Genomic DNA, 19,520 nt, shown 5'->3' with positions numbered 1-19,520 from the left:
CCGCCTCGTCCCCGGCGAGCACCTGGGCCATGCCGCGCAGCAGCTGGGCGAGGATCGTGCCGGAGTTGCCGCGCGCGCCGATCAGTGCGCCGTGGGCCATCGCCCGCGCGGCGTCGGCCAGGGTGGGTCCCGTGCCGGGGGCGGCGCCGGCGCCCGTCGCGGCTCCGGCCTCGTGTCCCTCGAACACGGCCTCGACGGCCGCGGCGGCGGACTCGACGGTGAGGTAGAGGTTCGTCCCGGTGTCCCCGTCCGCGACGGGGTAGACGTTGATCGCGTCGATCTCCTCGCGCGCCCGCCCGAGTGCCTCCAGCGCGAGGCCGCACCACGCACGCACCGCGAGAGCATCGAAGAATGTCTGCGGCACCTGCGCCACCGCGCCTCCCTGAGCTGCTGGACGTGGCACGCAGCGTAGACCTTGGGGGTGCGGGCGCCCCAGGAGGGCCGGGCGGGGGGCGGGGGCCGTCATGGTAGTTTCGTTCTACGGGTGCAGCCGTTGTATGCTGCTCCGGTTGCCCGATCCGATCGGGCCTTCCCCCTGGCAACGCCACCCGGATCCCCAAGAGCTCCCCGGAGTTCCTGGATCCTGATCCCGGCATGCCGGGATCAACCGTAAGTGCATCTGAAGTCTTTGGAGTGACCCGTGGCTGCCAACTGCGACGTCTGCGGCAAGGGGCCGGGCTTCGGCAACAACATCTCGCACTCGCACCGCCGTACGTCCCGTCGCTGGAACCCGAACATCCAGCGTGTGCGTACCGTGGTCGGCGGGACGCCGAAGCGCGTGAACGCCTGCACCTCGTGCATCAAGGCCGGCAAGGTCTCGCGCTGACGCTTCCGCTGAGCGCGCGGCCACATCCGGTTTCGCCGCACTGAGCCGGTCCACCTCCCGGTGGACCGGCTTTTTGCCGTGCTCCGGCGCCCGGCCGGCGCGGCTCAGGCCCGGCCGGGGTCCGTGTCCGGCTGCCGGAAGGCCCAGGCGTGGTCCACCGGGCCGATGCCGCCGCCCAGGGCGAACCCGGCGGCGAGCGCCCCGGTGACGTACGCCTTCGCGGCGGCCACCGCCTCCGGCACCGGCCGGCCCTTGGCGAGCTCCGAGGCGATGGCCGAGGCCAGGGTGCAGCCCGTGCCGTGGGTGTGCCGGTTGTCGTGGCGCGGGGCGCGCAGCCAGTGCTCCTCGGTGCCGTCGGTCAGCAGGTCGACGGCCTCGCCCGCGAGATGGCCGCCCTTGATCACCACCCAGCGCGGGCCGAACTCCAGCACCGCGTCGGCCGCCCGCCGCATCTCCTCCTCCGCGCGCACGCGGACGCCGGTGAGCTGCTCCACCTCGTCGAGGTTGGGAGTGGCGACGGTCGCCGCCGGCAGCAGCTTCATGCGCACCGAGTCCAGCGCGGACGCGGCCAGCAGCGCGTCCCCGTGCTTGGAGACCCCCACCGGGTCCACGACCGCGGGCACGCCGGTGCCCGCGATCAGGTCCGCCACCGTCTCCACGAGGTCGGCCGAGGCGAGCATGCCGGTCTTGACCGCCTGCACGCCGATGTCGTCCACCACACTGCGGTACTGGGCCCGCACCGCCTCCACGGGCAGCTCCCAGGCGCCCTGCACACCGAGGGAGTTCTGCGCGGTCACCGCGGTGAGCACGCTCATGCCGTGCACACCGAGGGCCAGCATGGTCTTCAGGTCCGCCTGGATGCCCGCCCCGCCGCCGGAGTCGGACCCGGCCACGGTCAGCACCCGGGGCGGTGCGGTCGCGGCGCTCATGACTCGATGTCCCCGAAGTGGTCCCAGCCGCCCTTGCTGGTCCAGGGCGCCCCGTCGACCGTCACCTGGGGCAGCGCCGAGGGGTTGAGCACCTCCCCGATCACCTTCCAGCGGGCGGGCAGCTTCACGTCCGGCGGGAAGGTGGCCACGATGGCGTGGTCCTCTCCCCCGGTCAGCACCCACTGCATGGGGTCGACGCCGACGGCCTGGCCGATGTCGTTCATCTGGGACGGGATGTCGACCGCCCCGGAGCGGACGTCGATGCGCACCTTGCTGGCCTCCGCGATGTGCCCGAGGTCGGCGATCAGCCCGTCGCTCACGTCGCACATCGCGGTCGCGCCCAGTCCGGCCGCGGCCGGGCCCGCGTGGTACGGGGGTTCGGGACGCCGGTGGGCCTCCACGAAGGCGCGCGGGGAGCGGAAACCGCGGGAGAGCACCGCGTGGCCGGCGGCGGACCAGCCGAGCCAGCCGGTCACCGCGACGAGGTCGCCGGGCTGGGCCCCGGACCGGGTCACCGGCTCCTGGTTGCGCAGATCGCCGAGCGCCGTGATCGACACCATGATCTGGTCGCCGCGCACGACGTCGCCGCCGACCACGGCGGCGCCCGCGACCTGGCACTCGTCGCGCAGGCCGTCCATGAGTTCGCTGGGCCACGTCACCGGCAGTTCCGAGGGGACGACGAGGCCGAGCAGCAGCGCGGTCGGCACGGCGCCCATGGCGGCGATGTCCGCGAGGTTCTGCGCCGCCGCCTTGCGGCCGACGTCGTAGGCCGTGGACCAGTCCCGGCGGAAGTGGCGGCCCTCCAGGAGGATGTCGGTGCTGGCCACGACCCTGCGGTCGGGCGCGGCGACCACGGCGGCGTCGTCGCCGGGGCCGACCCGGACCGCCGGGGTGGTGGTGAGACGGGAGGTGAGCTCCCTGATGAGCCCGAACTCCCCGAGCTCACCAACAGTGCCCTTCATTGCCCTTGCTCCCCTTCTGTCCCTGTCCGTTCCCGGTCGCGAGTCCTCTGTGTGCTCGCTACGGTCGAGGTGACCGTCAACTTCTCTCCTGCCTGACCCCCGGCGCGCAAGGCCCGGTCCCCGCGGGTCTCCCCGTGGCGAGCGGCGACGCGATACCGTGGCGTTCCTTTTCCCCACATGATCCTCGTGGCCGCTGTGGAGGTTCCGTGGTACAGGCGTACATCCTGATCCAGACGGAGGTCGGCAAAGCGTCGACCGTCGCGGATCTGATCGGCAAGATCCCTGGAGTCATCCAGGCCGAGGACGTGACGGGTCCGTACGACGTGATCGTGCGCGCCCAGGCGGACACCGTCGACGGCCTGGGCCGCATGGTGGTCGCCAAGGTCCAGCAAGTGGACGGCATCACCCGTACCCTGACCTGCCCGGTCGTCCATCTGTAGCCCCCGTCTACCCTGAGCCGGTGAAGTCCTTCCGTCACCGGTTCGCCGTCCTGCCCGCGTTCGTCGCGCTGCTCTCCGTCGCGGGCTGCTCCTCGGCAGACGACGGCGCGTCCGTGGCGGTTCCCCGTCCGGACGCGAAGGTCACCGAACTGTGCCGGAACCTGGACAAGGTCCTGCCGGACGAGGTGGACGGCGAGAAGCGCGACGATCCCGAACCCGCGTCCGAACTGACCGCGGGCTGGGGCGGCGTGGCGATCATACTGCGGTGCGGTGTCACCCGGCCCCCGAAGATGACCGACCCCAAGGTGGCGAGCGGTCACGACCCCACGGCCGTCGCGGGCGGCGTGGAGGGCGTCGACTGGCTGATGGAGACCGAGGACGGCGACGCGCACCGGTTCACGACCGCCAACCGGGAGGCCTACGTGGAGGTACGGGTCACCGGCGGGCGGGACGGCACGGGCGTCCTGATCGACCTGGCCCCGGCCGTGAAGAAGGCGATCCCCGAGGGGATCGCCTCCTGAGCACCGTGCCGGGCGGGGGACGGCCCTCGGGGCCGCTGCCCGCGCCGGTCAGCGCAAGCCGGTCGAGCGGCGCAGCGCCGCCTGCACCAGTCGGTCCACCAGTTCCGCGTAGCCGACGCCCGTGGCCTGCCACATCTGCGGGTACATGGAGATCGGCGTGAAGCCGGGCATGGTGTTGATCTCGTTGATCACGAACTCGCCGTCCGCGGTGAGGAAGAAGTCCGCGCGCACCAGCCCCTCGCAGGAGGCCGCGTCGAACGCCTCGACGGCGAGCCTGCGGACCTCGGCGGTCTGCTCGTCGGTCAGCGGGGCGGGCACGATGCCGGGCGTGGAGTCGATGTACTTGGCCTCGAAGTCGTAGTAGGCGTGCGCGTCGGGCGGCGGGATCTCCGCGGGCACCGAGGCACGCGGCCCGTCCTCGAACTCCAGCACCCCGCACTCGATCTCGCGGCCCTGCAGCGCGGCCTCCACGAGGATCTTCGGGTCGTGGAGCTGCGCCTCGGCGATCGCCTCGTCCAGGCCGGCGAGGTCCTCCACCTTGGTGATGCCGATGGACGAGCCCGCGCGGGCGGGCTTCACGAACAGCGGCCAGCCGTGCTCACCGGCGAAGTCGACGATCTTCTTGCGGGCCGCCGGCTCGTCGCGCTCCCACTCGCGAGGCCGGATCACCACGTACGGGCCGACCTTGAGCCCGAAGGAGGAGAACACCCGCTTCATGTACTCCTTGTCCTGGCCGACGGCCGAGGCGAGGACCCCGGAGCCCACGTAGGGGACGCCGGAGAGCTCCAGGAGGCCCTGCAGGGTGCCGTCCTCCCCGTAGGGGCCGTGGAGCACCGGGAAGACGACGTCGACCTCGCCGAGCGCCTTGGGCACCGATCCGGGTTCGCTGTAGACGACTTCGCGGTTCGCCGGGTCGACGGGGAGCACCACACCGCCGTCGGCGGACTCCGCGAGCTGGTCCACGCTGGGCTGCCTGCGGTCGACGATGGCCATGCGTTCGGGTTCGTCGGCGGTGAGGGCCCAGCGGCCGTCCTGGGTGATGCCGATCGGCAGGACGTCGTACTTGGTCCGGTCGATGGCCTTGAGGACGGCGCCCGCGGTGACCACGGAGATCCCGTGTTCGGAGCTGCGCCCGCCGAACACGACGGCCACGCGCGGCTTGCGCGGCGGCTGCTCGGGGCTCTGGGGGAGGTTCTCGGTGCTCATATCGCGACGAGACTACCCGTTGGCGGTGCCCCGACACAGCGCCCGCAACGCCGCGGGAACGGCGAAGTCGCCCGGTCGCCCGGCGCCGCCCGGCCGGCCGTCGCTCAGCGTCGTTCGGGCTTCGCGCTGCGCGACATCAGCTCCTTGAGGGCCACCACGGGCGGCTTGCCCTCGTGGACGATGCCGACGACCGTCTCGGTGAGCGGCATGTCGACGTCGTGCCGGCGGGCCAGATCCAGCACCGACTCGCAGGACTTGACGCCCTCGGCGGTCTGCTTGGTGACCGCGATGGTCTCCTGCAGCGTCATGCCCTTGCCGAGGTTGGTGCCGAAGGTGTGGTTGCGCGACAGCGGCGAGGAGCAGGTCGCCACCAGGTCGCCCAGGCCAGCGAGTCCGGAGAAGGTCAGCGGGTCGGCGCCCAGGGCCACTCCGAGCCGGGTGGTCTCGGCGAGACCGCGGGTGATCAGCGAGCCCTTGGCGTTGTCGCCGAGGCCCATGCCGTCCGCGATGCCGACGGCCAGCCCGATCACGTTCTTCACGGCGCCGCCCAGCTCGCAGCCGACGACGTCGGTGTTGGTGTAGGGCCGGAAGTAGGGCGTGTGGCAGGCGGTCTGGAGGCGCCGGGCGACGCTCTCGTCGGTGCAGGCGACGACGGCGGCGGCGGGCATGCGGGCGGCGATCTCACGGGCCAGGTTGGGGCCGGTGACCACGGCGACGCGGTCGGCGCCGACCCCGGCGACGTCCTCGATGACCTCGCTCATCCGCATGGCGGAGCCGAGTTCGACGCCTTTCATCAGCGACACCAGCACCGTGTCGGAGGCGAGCAGCGGCGCCCAGTCGGCGAGGTTGCCGCGCAGGGTCTGCGAGGGGACCGCGAGGACGGTGAAGTCGGCGTCCTTGGCGGCCTCGGCGGCGTCCGTGGTGGCCCGCAGGTTCCGCGGCAGCTCCACGCCGGGCAGGTAGTCGGGGTTGGCACGGGTGGAGTTGACCGCTTCGGCGAGCTCCGGGCGCCGCCCCCACAGCACGACGTCACAGCCGGCGTCGGCGAGCACCATGCCGAACGCGGTGCCCCAGGATCCGGTGCCGAACACGGCGGCCTTGACGGTCTTGCTCACGAACCCAGCCCTTCCTCGCGCGCGGCGGCCCTGCCGTCCGGCGCCGTCCGTCCTCCCCGTACCCGGTTCTGCCGCGGGTCCGCGCCCCGCGTCTGCGCCCGGGTCTTGCGGCGCTGCTCCACGCGCTCCCGGCGCGGGTCGTAGGGCGTCGCGGGGGCCTTCTCGCCCCGGATCTCCTCCAACTGCCGGGTGATGGCGGCCATGATCGCCTCGGTCGCCTCCTTGAGCAGCTCCGGGGTCATCTCCCGGTCGTAGAAGCGGTCGAGGTCCACCGGCGGCCCCGCCAGGACGCGGTGGGTCTTGCGGGGCAGCAGACGGGGCTTCCTGGCGTAGGGCGGCAGGATCTCGTTGGCGCCCCACTGGGCGACCGGGATGACCGGGCACCTGGTCTGCAGGGCCACGCGCGCGGCGCCGGTCTTGCCGGTCATGGGCCAGCCGTCGGGGTCGCGGGTGAGGGTGCCCTCGGGGTAGAAGGCGACGCACTCGCCGCGCTCCACGGCGTCGATGGCGGCGCGGAAGGCGCTGAGGGCGTCCGTGCTCTCGCGGTACACGGGGATCTGGCCGGTGCCGCGCATGGCGGCGCCGACGAATCCCTTCTTGAAAAGCCCGCTCTTCGCCAGGAATCGCGGAACGCGTCCGGTGTTGTACTGGAAATGCGCGTAGGCGAAGGGATCGATGTGCGAATTGTGGTTCACCGCGGTGATAAATCCACCCTCGGCCGGAATGTTCTCCATTCCGCGCCAGTCGCGCTTGATCAGTACCACCAGCGGCGGTTTGCAGATCACCGCGGCGAAGCGGTACCAGAAGCCGATTCTGCGGCGCGGCACAAGGACACCTTCCTCTAGGGCCCGGACCCGGAGGCCAGGCGGGCCGCACAAGTGTCGCCCCGGGCCGCCGGTCTGTCGAGAACACGGTACGCCCCGGCGGGCCCGGTGCCGGGGGCGGCGGGGGACAATGGCCGGGACAAGAGAGGGACGTAACACTCGTGCAGTGGACCTTGGTGGTACCCCTGAAGCCGCTGGCCCAGGCCAAGAGCAGGCTCTCGGACACCGCGGACGACGGGCTGCGGCCCGGTCTGGCCCTCGCCTTCGCCCAGGACACGGTGGCGGCCGCGCTGGCGTGCCCGGCGGTGCGGGGTGTGGTGGTCGTCACGGACGACGTCCCCGCCGGCCGCGCCCTGGCCGCCCTCGGCGCGGGAGTCGTCCCCGACGAGCCGCGCGCCGGTCTGAACGCCGCCCTCGCGCACGGGGCGGCGCTGGTGCGCGCCCGGCACCCGGCCGGCGCGGTGGCCGCGCTCAACGCGGACCTCCCGGCCCTGCGGCCGGAGGAATTGGCCCGCGTCCTCGATACGGCCTCCGCTTTCCCGCGGGCTTTTCTCAGTGATGCGGCGGGCACCGGCACGACCCTGTTGTCGGCCGCCCCCGGGCAGGAACTGCTCCCCCGCTTCGGCGTCGGCTCCCGGGCCCGGCACCGGGCGTCGGGGGCGGTGGAACTGCGCCCCGACGGGGTGGATTCCGTGCGGCAGGACGTGGACACGGGCGAGGACCTGCGGGCCGCCCTGGCCCTGGGGGTGGGGCCCCGCACGGCCGCGGCCGCCGCGCGCCTGCTGATTCCCGGGCAGTAGGCTGCCGGTCATGCAGGCGACCGCGTACACCTACGACCCGGCGAGCCGCAGCGGACAGGTGCTGCTGGACGACGGCACACCGGTGCCCTTCGACGCCCCGGCGTTCGACGCGGGGGGACTTCGGCTGCTGCGGCCCGGGCAGCGCGTGCGCGTCGAGACGGAGGGCGAGGGCGAGGACCGGCGGATCACGCTGGTGACCCTGTACACCTTCTGAGGGCGCCCGGCGTACACCCTTCGAGGCCGGCCCGGAGCGGCCCCGGGTTGCCGGGGCGGTGCCCGGACACGCCGCGGGCCGGACTCCATGACGGAGTCCGGCCCGGCGCGTGAGTGCCGCTCGCCCGTGGCTACTTCTTGCGGGCGGTGGTCTTCTTGGCGGTGGTCTTGCGGGCGGTCGACTTCTTGGCGGGGGCCTTCTTGGCCGTGGCCTTCTTCGCCGGTGCCTTCTTCGCGGTGGTCTTCTTCGCCGCGGTGGTCTTGGCGGTGGTCGCGGTCTTCTTGGCGGGTGCCTTCTTCGCGGTGGTCTTCTTCGCCGCCGCGGTCTTGGCGGTGGTCGCCTTCTTCGCCGCCGTCTTGCGGGCCGTGGTGGTCTTCGCCGCGCCCGTCGCCTTCTTGGCCGCGGCCTTCTTGCCGGCGGCCTTGGAGATGGTCGGGGGCGGTCCGGACAGGCTGCCCTTGGGGGCCTTCTTCACGGCGATGTCGTTCTTCGGGAGCTTCTTCGACCCGCTGACCAGGTCCTTGAAACCCTGGCCTGCCCGGAAACGGGGAACGGAGGTCTTCTTGACCCGAACCCGCTCGCCCGTCTGGGGGTTGCGGGCGTAGCGGGCCGGACGGTCGACCTTCTCGAACGAGCCGAAGCCGGTGACCGAGACCCGGTCTCCCGCCACCACGGCGCGGACGATGGCGTCCAGTACCGCGTCGACAGCGTCGGCGGCCTGCTGCCGGCCGCCCATCTTGTCGGCAATCGCTTCTACGAGCTGCGCCTTGTTCACGTCTTCCCCTTCGGAGACATCGCCGGAACGAATCTGTTCAAGCGTTTTCGCACGTTAGGCAGATATATACCGCAAATCAAACACGAAACGGGCTTATCACCCTTGTGCCGCAACGAACTCGGTTGTCTCGGCTGGTTCAGCGTTCCGCTTCGGGGAATCGCCCCTCGTCGAGGTCCGCGATGAACCGCTCCAGACGCCTTGCCGCAGTGGCGAGATCGTGCTTGGCCGCGGCCGTAATGACCAGCAGCTTCCGGGTCAGCGCCATCCGTACGCCCTCCGGGACTTGCAGTGCGCGCACCCTTGCATGCGCTTCCTTGAGCCGGACCGCGACCGCCGCATAGAGCTCGAGTTGGCCGTCGTGTTCCATGCACAGATTGTGCCATCTGGGGCGAGTTGTCGCCCCCGCAGGGGGCAACTGCCGCCTCTGACAGCCGTCCTGGCGCAGCCGGTGGTCACGGGCACATGACACGTGTACCCAGGCAACATCCGTCATAACGTGGGAAGTTGTGAGCCCCATGGGGAGCAGGAGCGGCCGAACGGGTGCAGAAACGGCCGTACCCCCGATCGGGCCGATCGGGGGTACGGACGGGCGTTTCGGTGGCCGAAAGTCGACCTGCCGCGGGGACTTCGCGGCCGGACGGTCAGCCGGCGAGCGTGCGCGGCTTGAAGGAGGGGCGCCGCGCCTCGTAGGCGGAGATGTCCGCCTCGTTCTGCAGGGTGATGGAGATGTCGTCGAGGCCGTTCAGCAGCCGCCAGCGGGAGTTCTCGTCGAGTTCGAAGGCCGCGGTGACGCCCTCGGCCCGCACCTCGCGGGACTCCAGGTCGACGGTGATCTCCGCGGTCGGGTCGGCCTCGGTCAGCTCCCACAGCGCGTCCACGGTCTTCTGGTCGAGGACCACGGTGAGCAGGCCGTTCTTCAGCGAGTTGCCGCGGAAGATGTCGGCGAAGCGGGAGGAGATCACGGCCTTGAAGCCGTAGTTCTGCAGCGCCCAGACGGCGTGCTCGCGCGAGGAGCCGGTGCCGAAGTCGGGGCCCGCGACGAGCACGGTGGCGCCCTGCCGCTCGGGGCGGTTGAGCACGAACTCGGGGTCCTTGCGCCAGGCCTCGAACAGCCCGTCCTCGAACCCGTCCCGGGTCACCTTCTTGAGCCAGTGGGCGGGGATGATCTGGTCGGTGTCGACGTTGCTGCGGCGCAGCGGGACGGCCCGGCCGGTGTGGGTGGTGAATGCTTCCATGACTGATCAGACTCCAGCGGGCGTACGGGCGTCGGTGGCGGCGAGGTCGGCCGGGGAGGCCAGGTGACCGAGGACCGCGGTGGCCGCGGCGACCTGCGGGGACACCAGGTGGGTGCGGCCCCCCTTGCCCTGCCGGCCCTCGAAGTTGCGGTTGGAGGTGGAGGCGGAGCGCTCACCGGGGGCGAGCTGGTCGGGGTTCATGCCCAGGCACATGGAACAGCCCGCGTGCCGCCACTCGGCCCCGGCCTCCTTGAAGACCACGTCCAGGCCCTCGGAGACGGCCTGCAGACCGACCCGCGCCGAACCGGGGACGACCAGCATGCGTACGCCGTCGGCGACTTTGCGGCCCTTGACGATGTCCGCGGCGGCGCGCAGGTCCTCGATGCGGCCGTTGGTGCAGGAACCTACGAAGACGGTGTCCACGGTGATGGAGCGCAGCGGCTGCCCGGCCTCCAACCCCATGTACTCCAGGGCCTTCTCGGCGGCGAAGCGCTCCGAGGCGTCCTCGTACGATGCCGGGTCGGGGACCGACGACGAAAGCGGCGCGCCCTGGCCGGGGTTGGTGCCCCAGGTGACGAACGGGGACAGCTCGGCGGCGTCGATGACGACCTCGGCGTCGAACTCGGCGTCCTCGTCGGTCCTGAGCGTCTTCCAGTAGGCGACGGCCGCGTCCCACTCCTCGCCCTTGGGGGCGTGCGGGCGGCCCTCCAGGTAGGCGAAGGTGGTCTCGTCGGGGGCGATCATGCCCGCGCGGGCGCCGGCCTCGATCGACATGTTGCAGATGGTCATCCGGGCTTCCATCGACAGCTTCTCGATGGCCTCGCCGCGGTACTCCAGGACGTAGCCCTGGCCGCCGCCCGTGCCGATCTTCGCGATGATCGCCAGGATCAGGTCCTTGGCGGTGACGCCGTCGGGCAGTTCGCCGTTGACCGTGATCGCCATCGTCTTCGGGCGGGCCATCGGCAGCGTCTGGGTGGCCAGCACGTGCTCGACCTGGGAGGTGCCGATGCCGAAGGCCAGGCCGCCGAAGGCGCCGTGGGTGGAGGTGTGCGAGTCGCCGCAGACGACGGTCATGCCGGGCTGGGTCAGCCCCAGCTGCGGGCCGACCACGTGCACCACGCCCTGCTCGACGTCGCCCAGCGGGTGCAGCCGGACGCCGAAGTCGGCGCAGTTCTTGCGCAGCGTCTCCAGCTGGACCCGGGAGACCGGGTCGGCGATCGGCTTGTCGATGTCCAGGGTCGGGGTGTTGTGGTCCTCGGTGGCGATGGTGAGGTCGGTGCGGCGCACCCGGCGGCCGCTCTTGCGGAGACCGTCGAAGGCCTGCGGGCTGGTCACCTCGTGCAGCAGGTGCAGATCGATGAAGAGGAGGTCGGGCTCGCCCTCGGCGCGCCGGACGACGTGGTCGTCCCAGACCTTCTCCGCGAGTGTCCTACCCATCGCTTTCCCTCCGGCCGGCACGCGGGCGCGCCGGCCCAACTAGAGATCTGTGCGGAGACGGGGCGCCCGCATCCCCTGGTTACCGGGCGTCCGCCCCCAGGCCCATATGTCCACGCTCGGGTGCACGGGCCGCGTTGCTTCCGTGTTTCAAGAGTGGCGGGTTCCACGGAAAATTGAACTTGCGTTTCACAGAGTGAGACGCAAGTATCGTTTCATGGACAACAGTAGCGGCGTCGGCGTTCTGGACAAGGCGGCCCTCGTCCTGAGCGCTCTGGAGTCCGGCCCGGCCACCCTCGCGGGACTGGTCGGGGCGACCGGACTGGCACGACCCACGGCCCACCGCCTGGCCGTGGCGCTGGAACACCACCGTCTGGTGGCGCGCGACATGCAGGGCCGGTTCATCCTCGGCCCGCGCCTGGCCGAACTGGCCGCGGCGGCCGGTGAGGACCGCCTGCTCGCCACGGCCGGCCCGGTGCTCACGCACCTGCGGGACGTCACCGGGGAGAGCGCCCAGCTCTACCGCCGCCAGGGCGACATGCGCATCTGCGTCGCCGCGGCGGAGCGCCTGTCCGGGCTCAGGGACACGGTGCCGGTGGGATCCACCCTGACGATGAAGGCCGGTTCCTCGGCGCAGATCCTGCTCGCCTGGGAGGAGCCGGAGCGGCTGCACCGCGGCCTGCAGGGCGCCCGCTTCACGGCGACGGCGCTGTCGGGCGTGCGGCGCCGCGGCTGGGCGCAGTCGATCGGCGAGCGGGAGCCCGGCGTCGCGTCCGTCTCCGCGCCGGTGCGGGGCCCCTCCAACCGCGTGGTCGCCGCCGTGTCCGTCTCCGGCCCCATCGAGCGCCTGACCCGGCACCCGGGGCGCATGCACGCCCAGGCCGTGATCGACGCGGCCGCGCGCCTCTCCGAGGCGCTCCGCCGCTCCTGACCCTTCCCCGTCCCGTTCCCCCGACCGTCGGGGAGGGCCCGCCTCAACGCCGCGGCGGGCCCTCCCCCGGCGTCACGCGCCGCCGGCCGCAGCCGGCGGCGCGCTCCGTTCAGCGGCACCTGCGCGTGCGAGGCGGCGAGTCCGAAGGCCGGCATGTCGGCGTGGACCGACTCGCAGGCTTCTTGGACGTCCACGCTGTGTGGTGGGCCGTGCGCGGGGCGTGCACAGGGGAGCACCTGCGCCGATGCGGCTCCTCCTTCTACGCCGAACCGATGCGTCCGTACGGGGAGTTGTCGCCTCCCCGGACCAGGTGGAGCCGACGGTGGCGTCCGCGAGTGAGCCGGAACACGCGAAAGCCCCCCACCGAGGTGGAGGGCTTTCGGCTCGTGTACCCCCGACCGGATTCGAACCGGCGCTACCGCCTTGAGAGGGCGGCGTGCTAGGCCGCTACACAACGGGGGCCTGGATCACGCGTTGCCGCAGATCCTGCTGGTCTACCTGGACTCGAACCAAGACTAACTGAACCAGAATCAGTCGTGCTGCCAATTACACCATAGACCAATGATGGTTTAGACCAGTCAGTACCCCCGACCGGATTCGAACCGGCGCTACCGCCTTGAGAGGGCGGCGTGCTAGGCCGCTACACAACGGGGGCCCTGGCGATCCCCACCCGGCCGTGGCCGGGTGTTGTCACCGTGACGGCAGCGGGAGCGACCCTGACTGCCTTCGCGGGATGGATCTGTACCCCCGACCGGATTCGAACCGGCGCTACTGCCTTGAGAGGGCAGCGTGCTAGGCCGCTACACAACGGGGGCTTGCGGACGTGTGATCCGCGGTGCAGATGAGCTCTGCGAGCTGGCCTACCTGGACTCGAACCAAGACTAACTGAACCAGAATCAGTCGTGCTGCCAATTACACCATAGGCCACTGGAACGCAAGCCCCGGAGGGGATCTTGTTCTAGCTGTGCGCCTGGGGTTCCGGCCTGGTGACCGGCGCCCCGCGGCGCAGGAAGAACATTACCCGAAGGAGGACGGGGCTCCAAAACGAGTAGGGGCGCCGAGGACCGCCGGGAGTTCGTCAAGCGAGGCGATGCGGCGCGGACCCTCGGGCGGTTCGACCGCCGCGTGGCTGCCGGAGCGGTCGATCCACACCGACAGCAGTCCGGCGTCCGCGGCGCCCCGGCCGTCGATCTCCGGGTGGTCCCCCACGTACGCCACCTGCCGCGGGGGCAGCTCCAGCGCCTCGCAGGCCGCCAGGAAAGCGCCGGGCTCGGGCTTGGAGACGCCCAGCTCGGCGGCGCAGAGGATGGCCTCGAAGCGGTCGTGCACGCCCAGCACGCGCAGTTTGTGGTCCTGGACGTGGAGGCTGGAGTTGGAGAGCACCGCGTGGCGGTGGCTGTCGGCGAGGGCGTCGAGGACGGGCAGCACGTCCGGGAAGAGGCTCCAGGCCGACTCGTAGTGCGTCACATAGCGCAGGAACCAGGCGTCGGCCTCGCCGTCGGTCATCTCCCGCCCCAGGAAGACCCGGGTGCGGTCGCGCCGCTGCGTGACGAAGTCCACTTCGCCGGCGGCGAAGCGCGCCCACTGCTCCTCGGTGATCCGCCGCCAGCGGGCCAGCGCCTCGTCGGCCGACCCGGGGCCGGCGAGGAGCCCCTCGGCCGTCAGGTGCGTCCGCATGCCCTCGCGGTCGGCGGTGGTGTAGTCGAAAAGTGTGTCGTCCACGTCCCAGACGACGGCCCGGATCACCATGACACCGACCGTACCCGTCCCGGGCGGGAGCGGGCAGGGGCTTCCGGGGGCGGACGGGGGCGCCCCGGTACGCGCCGGCCCGGTGCCGTCGCGTCGGGGGCGGCAGCCGCACCGGCTGCCGCCCCCGACCGGGTGCGTGCGCGGACTACGCCGCCGTGAGCTTCGCCAGGGCCGCGTCGACGCGGGCCAGCGTCCTCTCCTTGCCCAGGACCTCCAGGGACTCGAAGAGCGGCAGGCCGACCGTGCGGCCGGTGACCGCGACGCGGACCGGGGCCTGCGCCTTGCCCAGCTTGAGGCCGTGGGCCTCGCCGGCGGCCAGGACGGCCTCCTTCAGGGACTCGGCGGAGGACCAGTCGGCGGCCTCCAGCTTCTCCCGGGCGGTGCGCAGCAGGGCGTCGGAGCCCTCCTTCATCGCCTTGTTCCAGGACGCCTCGTCGAAGACCGGCTCCGGCAGGAACAGGAAGTCGACGTTGTCGGTGATCTCGGAGAGCACCTTCAGGCGGGTCTGCGCGTGCGGGGCGACCGCCTGCCACTTCGCCTCGTCGAAGTCCTCGGGGGCCCAGGGGGCGTGCGGGGCCCTCAGCCACGGGCGGCAGCGCTCGGCGAAGTCCTTCACGTCGAGCATCCGGATGTGGTCGGCGTTGATCGCCTCGCACTTCTTGAGGTCGAAGCGGGCCGGGTTGGGCTGCACGTCGGTGACGTCGAAGGCCGCGACCATCTCCTCGACCGAGAAGACGTCCCGGTCGGCGGAGAGCGACCAGCCGAGCAGGGAGAGGTAGTTGAGCAGGCCCTCGGGGAGGAAGCCGCGCTCCCGGTAGAGGTTGAGCGAGGACTGCGGGTCCCGCTTGGAGAGCTTCTTGTTGCCCTCGCCCATCACGTACGGCAGGTGGCCGAAGGCCGGGGTCCCCTTGGCGATGCCCAGCTCGGTCAGCGCCTTGTACAGGGCGATCTGGCGCGGGGTGGAGGAGAGCAGGTCCTCGCCGCGCAGGACGTGGGTGATCTCCATCAGGGCGTCGTCGACCGGGTTGACCAGGGTGTACAGCGGGGCGCCGTTGGCGCGCACGATGCCGTAGTCCGGGACGTTCTCCGGGAGGTACGTGATCTCGCCGCGGACCAGGTCGGTGAAGGTGATCGTCTCGTCCGGCATCCGGAAGCGGACGATCGGCTCGCGGCCCTGGGCGCGGTACTCCTCGACCTGCGCGTCGGTCAGCTCGCGGCAGTGGCCGTCGTAGCCGGAGGGCTTCCCGGCGGCGCGGGCGGCCTCGCGGCGGGTGTCGAGCTCCTGCTGGGAGCAGTAGCAGCGGTAGGCGTGCCCGGCGTCCAGCAGCCTGGCCGCGACGTCCCGGTAGAGGTCCATGCGCTCGGACTGGCGGTACGGGGCGTGGGGGCCGCCGACCTCGGGGCCCTCGTCCCAGTCGAAGCCCAGCCAGCGCATCGCGTCGAGCAGCTGGGCGTAGGACTCCTCGGAGTCGCGGGCCGCGTCGGTGTCCTCGATGCGGAAGACCAGGGTGCCCTGGTGGTGCTTGGCGAACGCCCAGTTGAACAGGGCGGTGCGGACCAGGCCCACGTGGGGGTTTCCGGTGGGCGAGGGACAGAAACGGACGCGTACGGGGGACGAGCCGGATGCGCTAGCCACGCTTGACAACCTTGTTGGTGAGAGTGCCGATGCCTTCGATGGTGACGGCGACTTCGTCGCCGACGTTGAGGGGGCCGACGCCGGCCGGGGTGCCGGTGAGGATCACGTCACCCGGGAGCAGGGTCATGGCCTCGGAGATGTTGACGACCAGGTCCTCGATGGAGTGGATCATCTCGCTGGTGCGGCCGAGCTGGCGCTGGGCGCCGTTGACCGTCAGCTGGATGGTCAGGTCGCCCGCGGCGGCGAGGTCCAGGTCCGTCTCCACCCAGGGGCCGAGCGGGCAGGAGGTGTCGAAGCCCTTGGCCCGGGCCCACTGCTTCTCGCGCCGCTGGACGTCGCGCGCGGTGACGTCGTTGGCGCAGGTGTAGCCGAAGACCACGTCCTTGACGCGTTCGCGGGGGACCTCGCGGCACATCCGCCCGATGACCACGGCCAGCTCGGCCTCGTGGTGCACCTCCTGGGAGAAGGAGGGGTACTGGATCTCGTCGCCGGAGCCGATCACCGAGGTGGCGGGCTTGAAGAAGGCGAAGGGGGCGTCGGGGACCTCGTTGCCCATCTCCTTCGCGTGCTCGGCGTAGTTGCGGCCGAAGGCCACGACCTTGTTGGGCAGGACCGGGGGCAGCAGCCGGACCTTGCCGAGCGGGACCCTGGTGCCGGAGAGCTCGAAGTCGGCGAACGGGATGCCCTTGATGATGTTCAGGACGAGTTCGTCCTGCCGGTCGCCCTCGACCGCACCGAAGGCGACGTTCCCGTCGATGGAAAATCTGGCGATGCGCACGGGATGCCTGTCCCCTTGACTGAGCCGGCTGGAGTCTGACGCCCCAGGCTAACGCGGCGGGGGGCCGGTTCCCCACGCACAGCGACGGGCGCCCCGCTGAACGAGGGGCGCCCGGGGTGCGTACTGACCGGTGTCGGTGTCAGTGCGCGGCGGCGGCCGCGACCGGGATCTCCATGAGGACGGTGCGCTTGGGGTTGGCAGTGCGGGCCGGGAGTTCGACGGTGTGTTCCAGCTGGGCCGGCGTCTGCAGCTCGTCGGCACCGTCGAGGTGGGCCAGCGTCGTGCGCCGCGGGTTGGCGATCTTGAGGAACATCGTCGTCGTCTTCACTGTTTACTTGACCCTGTTCTGCTCGTGGGCGTCCACCGGGCCCGAAGGGCCCCGGTTAGGGCGCTGGTTGACGGATTTGCCATCTCTGTAAAGCGCCAGGCTAAACATTCAATTCCCCGCCGACGGCGGCGGAGCGCCATGATCCGGGTGTGAGTTTGCTCACGACGTGAAGGGCATTTCGGTCAATCCGGACCGCTACCCCCTGCCGTCGAAACGGACATTCGACACCTGAAGCCCTCATTCCGCTCCCGATCATGGCGACTGGGACACTCGGGCCTCTCGGGCGACTCGCGGGAATCTGCCCGTTCCGCCCCGAATCCTGGTCCACGACTGGTAATAGCTCACTCACTCGGTGTCACGTATGTCACGGCTCGGTTCACGGGCCTTGTTGGAGATCCTGCACTGTGCTGGAATTCCTCGGACCGCCGCAGGATCGAGCCGGCGCACAGGGGGCGCACCGACGCGCCGAGTGGCGGCGAGATGGGGGAACCCGCGCCGGTCACTCACGACCACCACGGGGGCGTATTCAGGGCGCCCCTATGACGCCGACACCGTGCCTCACCGTTCACGCGGAGAGGTGCCTGGTCCAGAGGTTGCGACGCTAGTGCAGGGACGTTTCAAGAGGGATGGCAGCGCTTCGGCGGAGCCGGAGCCGCACGGCGGGACTGGCGCCATGCCAGGCAGCTCCTCGCCCCAGCACGCCCAGATTCCGGGCCGGCCCGTGTCCGGCGACGGCGGCGACCGCCCCGGCGCGTCCGCGCCCGGGGGACCGGCGGAGTCGGCACCGGCACGGCCGTCGAAGGAACCTTCGGGCCCCGGGCCTCGAATAGCCCTGCGCAACTGGCGCATCTCCACCCGACTGGTGTCGCTGCTCGCGCTCCCGGTGGTCGCGGCCACCTCGCTGGGCGCCCTGCGCATCAACCAGTCCATGGACGACATCCAGCAGCTCGACAACATGAAGCTGCTGACGGACATGACCAAGCAGGCCACCGAACTGGCCGCCGCGCTCCAGGAGGAGCGCGACCAGTCGGCTGGCCCGCTGGCGCACGGCGCCAAGCCGACCGACTTCTCGGTCAAGGGATTCCGGGAGAAGACCGACCGGGCCTTGAAGAACTTCCTCGACAGCTCCGAGCAGATCGACCGGGCGAGCGAGGACGGCAACCTCCAGGGCGTCCGCGAGAACCTGGTGCAGATCGCCGGACAGCTCGGCGACCTCAGCAAGACGCGCAACGGGGCGTTCGCCCAGGAGCGCAACGCCACCCAGACCGTCGAGTCGTACCACCGCCTGATCGAGAACCTGGTCGACATCTCCCAGGACATGGCGGAGGCCACCAGCAACCCCGACATGATCCAGCGCACGCGCGCACTGGCCTCGTTCTCCGCGGCCAAGGAGTACGCGTCGGTCCAGCGCGCGATCCTGGCGGCGGCGCTGCCCGCCAGCAACACCACCTTCGGCGACCTCTCGGAGAACGACCGGCTCTACGCCGAGTCGGCGCAGCAGAGCGAGAAGAGCGAGACCGCCGCGTTCAAGACGGTCTACGGCGAGGCCGACGCCGTCGAGCTGCTCCTGCCCATCACCGAGGGCAACAGCACCATCCAGGCCACCGACACGTACGCCCGCCGCGCCCTGACGAACAGGGACGGCCTGAAGACGATGGACAAGCGGTCCTACCGCGACTGGCTCGACGACAGCGGCACCAAGATCCTCCAGATGAAGAACATCGAGCACACGCTGCTCGAGGAGATGGAACAGAAGGCCCGTGAGCTGCGCAGCGCCACCGAGCGCGACGCGATCATCTCCGGTGCGCTGATCCTGCTGGTGCTCGGTGTCTCGCTGGTCGGCGCGTTCGTCGTCGCCCGCTCCATGATCCGCTCGCTGCGGCGCCTGGAGGACACCGCGACCAAGGTGGCCCAGGAACGGCTGCCCGAGCTGGTCAAGCAGCTCTCCGAGTCCGACCCGCAGGACGTGGACACGTCCGTGGAGTCGGTCGGTGTGCACTCCCGGGACGAGATCGGCCGGGTGGCCGCGGCCTTCGACGACGTGCACCGCGAGGCGGTCCGCCTCGCCGCCGAGCAGGCCCTGCTGCGGGGCAACGTCAACGCGATGTTCACCAACCTCTCGCGCCGCTCCCAGGGTCTGATCCAGCGCCAGCTGTCGCTGATCTCCGAGCTGGAGTCCCGCGAGGCCGACCCGGACCAGCTGTCCTCGCTGTTCAAGCTGGACCACCTCGCCACCCGCATGCGCCGTAACGGTGAGAACCTCCTGGTGCTCGCGGGTGAGGAGCCGGGCCGCCGGTGGACCCGCCCCGTCCCGCTGGTCGACGTGCTCCGTGCCGCCGCCTCCGAGGTGGAGCAGTACGAGCGCATCGAGCTGTCCTCGGTGCCGACCACCGAAGTGGCCGGCCGGGTCGTCAACGACCTCGTGCACCTGCTCGCCGAGCTGCTGGAGAACGCGACCTCGTTCTCCTCCCCGCAGACCAAGGTCAAGGTCACCGGTCACGCGCTGCCCGACGGCCGCGTGCTGATCGAGATCCACGACACCGGTATCGGCCTGTCCCCCGAGGACCTGGCGGCGATCAACGAGCGGCTCGCCTCGCCGCCCACCGTGGACGTCTCCGTCTCCCGCCGCATGGGTCTGTTCGTGGTCGGCCGTCTGTCGCAGCGCCACGGCATCCGCATCCAGCTCCGCCCGTCCGACTCCGGCGGCACGACCGCGCTGGTCATGCTGCCCGTCGACGTCGCCCAGGGCGGCAAGAAGCCGCAGGGCATGCCGGGCCAGCAGGGCGCCGGCGGTCCCGCCGCCGCGGCTGCGGCGGC

General features: G+C 71.3%; 21 protein-coding genes and 5 tRNA genes. 7 read left to right on the top strand and 19 right to left on the bottom strand.

Annotated features, from left to right (window positions below):
• Window positions 1–373, bottom strand: a 373-nt coding sequence (locus tag G3I53_RS31580; RefSeq protein ID WP_164439014.1) for a DAK2 domain-containing protein, incomplete at its 3' end; no start/stop codon positions are given.
• A gap of 267 nt (window positions 374–640) precedes the next feature.
• Here G3I53_RS31580 and rpmB point away from each other — a divergent pair.
• Entirely contained in the window at window positions 641–826 is a 186-nt protein-coding gene (rpmB, locus tag G3I53_RS31575; protein ID WP_003993230.1) for a 50S ribosomal protein L28, read from the top strand.
• Between the two features lie 104 nt (window positions 827–930).
• Here rpmB and thiD read toward each other — a convergent pair whose 3' ends face one another.
• The gene (gene thiD / locus G3I53_RS31570; protein ID WP_164334631.1) at window positions 931–1,755 is read right to left on the bottom strand and encodes a bifunctional hydroxymethylpyrimidine kinase/phosphomethylpyrimidine kinase; all 825 of its coding nucleotides are present in this window, start codon (window positions 1,753–1,755) and stop codon (window positions 931–933) included.
• Window positions 1,752–2,717 (bottom strand): thiamine-phosphate kinase, encoded by a 966-nt coding sequence (locus G3I53_RS31565; RefSeq protein ID WP_164334632.1) that lies wholly within the window; start codon window positions 2,715–2,717, stop codon window positions 1,752–1,754. The genes thiD and G3I53_RS31565 overlap by 4 nt, the downstream gene beginning before the upstream one ends.
• Window positions 2,718–2,923: 206 nt before the next feature.
• On the opposite strand from G3I53_RS31565, the gene G3I53_RS31560 reads away from it, so the two are divergent.
• Entirely contained in the window at window positions 2,924–3,157 is a 234-nt protein-coding gene (locus tag G3I53_RS31560) for an Lrp/AsnC ligand binding domain-containing protein (protein ID WP_164334633.1), read from the top strand.
• Between the two features lie 20 nt (window positions 3,158–3,177).
• Window positions 3,178–3,678 carry a DUF3515 domain-containing protein gene (locus tag G3I53_RS31555; RefSeq protein ID WP_164334634.1) on the top strand — a complete coding sequence of 167 codons (501 nt, stop codon included), beginning with the start codon at window positions 3,178–3,180 and terminating at the stop codon, window positions 3,676–3,678.
• Window positions 3,679–3,726: 48 nt separating this feature from the next.
• On the opposite strand, the gene G3I53_RS31550 is transcribed toward G3I53_RS31555, so the two are convergent.
• The 3 genes from G3I53_RS31550 to G3I53_RS31540 all read right to left on the bottom strand — a co-directional run bounded on the left by G3I53_RS31550 (window position 3,727) and on the right by G3I53_RS31540 (window position 6,826).
• Window positions 3,727–4,884: a D-alanine--D-alanine ligase family protein gene (locus tag G3I53_RS31550; RefSeq protein WP_164334635.1), complete on the bottom strand. Its 1,158-nt coding sequence runs from the start codon at window positions 4,882–4,884 to the stop codon at window positions 3,727–3,729.
• A gap of 104 nt (window positions 4,885–4,988) precedes the next feature.
• On the bottom strand, window positions 4,989–5,999 hold the full coding sequence (locus G3I53_RS31545; protein ID WP_164334636.1) for an NAD(P)H-dependent glycerol-3-phosphate dehydrogenase: 1,011 nt from the start codon (window positions 5,997–5,999) through the stop codon (window positions 4,989–4,991).
• On the bottom strand, window positions 5,996–6,826 hold the full coding sequence (locus G3I53_RS31540; protein WP_164334637.1) for a lysophospholipid acyltransferase family protein: 831 nt from the start codon (window positions 6,824–6,826) through the stop codon (window positions 5,996–5,998). The genes G3I53_RS31545 and G3I53_RS31540 overlap by 4 nt, the downstream gene beginning before the upstream one ends.
• A gap of 158 nt (window positions 6,827–6,984) precedes the next feature.
• Between G3I53_RS31540 and cofC the strand changes: the two genes are divergently transcribed.
• Both cofC and G3I53_RS33500 read left to right on the top strand, forming a co-directional pair.
• Entirely contained in the window at window positions 6,985–7,623 is a 639-nt protein-coding gene (gene cofC, locus G3I53_RS31535) for a 2-phospho-L-lactate guanylyltransferase (protein WP_205078182.1), read from the top strand.
• 10 nt (window positions 7,624–7,633) lie between these two features.
• The gene (locus G3I53_RS33500) at window positions 7,634–7,837 is read left to right on the top strand and encodes a hypothetical protein (protein WP_164338315.1); all 204 of its coding nucleotides are present in this window, start codon (window positions 7,634–7,636) and stop codon (window positions 7,835–7,837) included.
• A gap of 130 nt (window positions 7,838–7,967) precedes the next feature.
• Here G3I53_RS33500 and G3I53_RS31530 read toward each other — a convergent pair whose 3' ends face one another.
• The 4 genes from G3I53_RS31530 to leuC all read right to left on the bottom strand — a co-directional run bounded on the left by G3I53_RS31530 (window position 7,968) and on the right by leuC (window position 11,284).
• A complete protein-coding gene (locus G3I53_RS31530) occupies window positions 7,968–8,612 on the bottom strand; it encodes an HU family DNA-binding protein (protein ID WP_164338314.1) in 645 nt (214 codons plus the stop codon).
• 136 nt (window positions 8,613–8,748) lie between these two features.
• Window positions 8,749–8,979, bottom strand: a complete 231-nt coding sequence (locus G3I53_RS31525) for a hypothetical protein (protein ID WP_164338313.1) — start codon at window positions 8,977–8,979, stop codon at window positions 8,749–8,751.
• A gap of 274 nt (window positions 8,980–9,253) precedes the next feature.
• Complete coding sequence (gene leuD / locus G3I53_RS31520) at window positions 9,254–9,847, bottom strand: 3-isopropylmalate dehydratase small subunit (protein ID WP_164439013.1); 594 nt, start codon at window positions 9,845–9,847, stop codon at window positions 9,254–9,256.
• Between the two features lie 6 nt (window positions 9,848–9,853).
• Window positions 9,854–11,284, bottom strand: coding sequence for a 3-isopropylmalate dehydratase large subunit (leuC, locus tag G3I53_RS31515; RefSeq protein WP_164439012.1), 1,431 nt, complete (start codon window positions 11,282–11,284; stop codon window positions 9,854–9,856).
• 214 nt (window positions 11,285–11,498) lie between these two features.
• Between leuC and ndgR the strand changes: the two genes are divergently transcribed.
• Entirely contained in the window at window positions 11,499–12,212 is a 714-nt protein-coding gene (gene ndgR / locus G3I53_RS31510; protein WP_164343030.1) for an IclR family transcriptional regulator NdgR, read from the top strand.
• A 389-nt stretch (window positions 12,213–12,601) separates the two neighbouring features.
• Here ndgR and G3I53_RS31505 read toward each other — a convergent pair.
• From G3I53_RS31505 to G3I53_RS31465, 9 genes are all read right to left on the bottom strand, one after another.
• Window positions 12,602–12,674: transfer RNA gene (locus G3I53_RS31505), tRNA-Glu, on the bottom strand.
• 27 nt (window positions 12,675–12,701) lie between these two features.
• Window positions 12,702–12,773: transfer RNA gene (locus tag G3I53_RS31500), tRNA-Gln, on the bottom strand.
• Between the two features lie 21 nt (window positions 12,774–12,794).
• Window positions 12,795–12,867: transfer RNA gene (locus G3I53_RS31495), tRNA-Glu, on the bottom strand.
• 87 nt (window positions 12,868–12,954) lie between these two features.
• Window positions 12,955–13,027 (bottom strand) — tRNA-Glu (locus G3I53_RS31490).
• A 40-nt stretch (window positions 13,028–13,067) separates the two neighbouring features.
• A tRNA-Gln gene (locus G3I53_RS31485) sits at window positions 13,068–13,139 on the bottom strand.
• Between the two features lie 90 nt (window positions 13,140–13,229).
• On the bottom strand, window positions 13,230–13,961 hold the full coding sequence (locus G3I53_RS31480) for an HAD family hydrolase (RefSeq protein ID WP_164337684.1): 732 nt from the start codon (window positions 13,959–13,961) through the stop codon (window positions 13,230–13,232).
• A 145-nt stretch (window positions 13,962–14,106) separates the two neighbouring features.
• Window positions 14,107–15,597 (bottom strand): glutamate--tRNA ligase, encoded by a 1,491-nt coding sequence (gene gltX / locus G3I53_RS31475; RefSeq protein WP_164337683.1) that lies wholly within the window; start codon window positions 15,595–15,597, stop codon window positions 14,107–14,109.
• Window positions 15,590–16,375 (bottom strand): fumarylacetoacetate hydrolase family protein, encoded by a 786-nt coding sequence (locus G3I53_RS31470; protein ID WP_164337682.1) that lies wholly within the window; start codon window positions 16,373–16,375, stop codon window positions 15,590–15,592. The genes gltX and G3I53_RS31470 overlap by 8 nt, the downstream gene beginning before the upstream one ends.
• A gap of 139 nt (window positions 16,376–16,514) precedes the next feature.
• On the bottom strand, window positions 16,515–16,703 hold the full coding sequence (locus G3I53_RS31465) for a hypothetical protein (protein WP_164337681.1): 189 nt from the start codon (window positions 16,701–16,703) through the stop codon (window positions 16,515–16,517).
• A 604-nt stretch (window positions 16,704–17,307) separates the two neighbouring features.
• On the opposite strand from G3I53_RS31465, the gene G3I53_RS31460 reads away from it, so the two are divergent.
• The coding region (locus G3I53_RS31460; protein WP_164337680.1) for a nitrate- and nitrite sensing domain-containing protein at window positions 17,308–19,520 on the top strand (2,213 nt) is incomplete at its 3' end.

The organism is Streptomyces sp. SID14436, assembly GCF_010548465.1.
Lineage (GTDB): Bacteria > Actinomycetota > Actinomycetes > Streptomycetales > Streptomycetaceae > Streptomyces.
The sequence above is the reverse complement of the archived record's forward strand: the minus strand, read 5'-3'. Positions and strand labels throughout refer to the sequence as shown.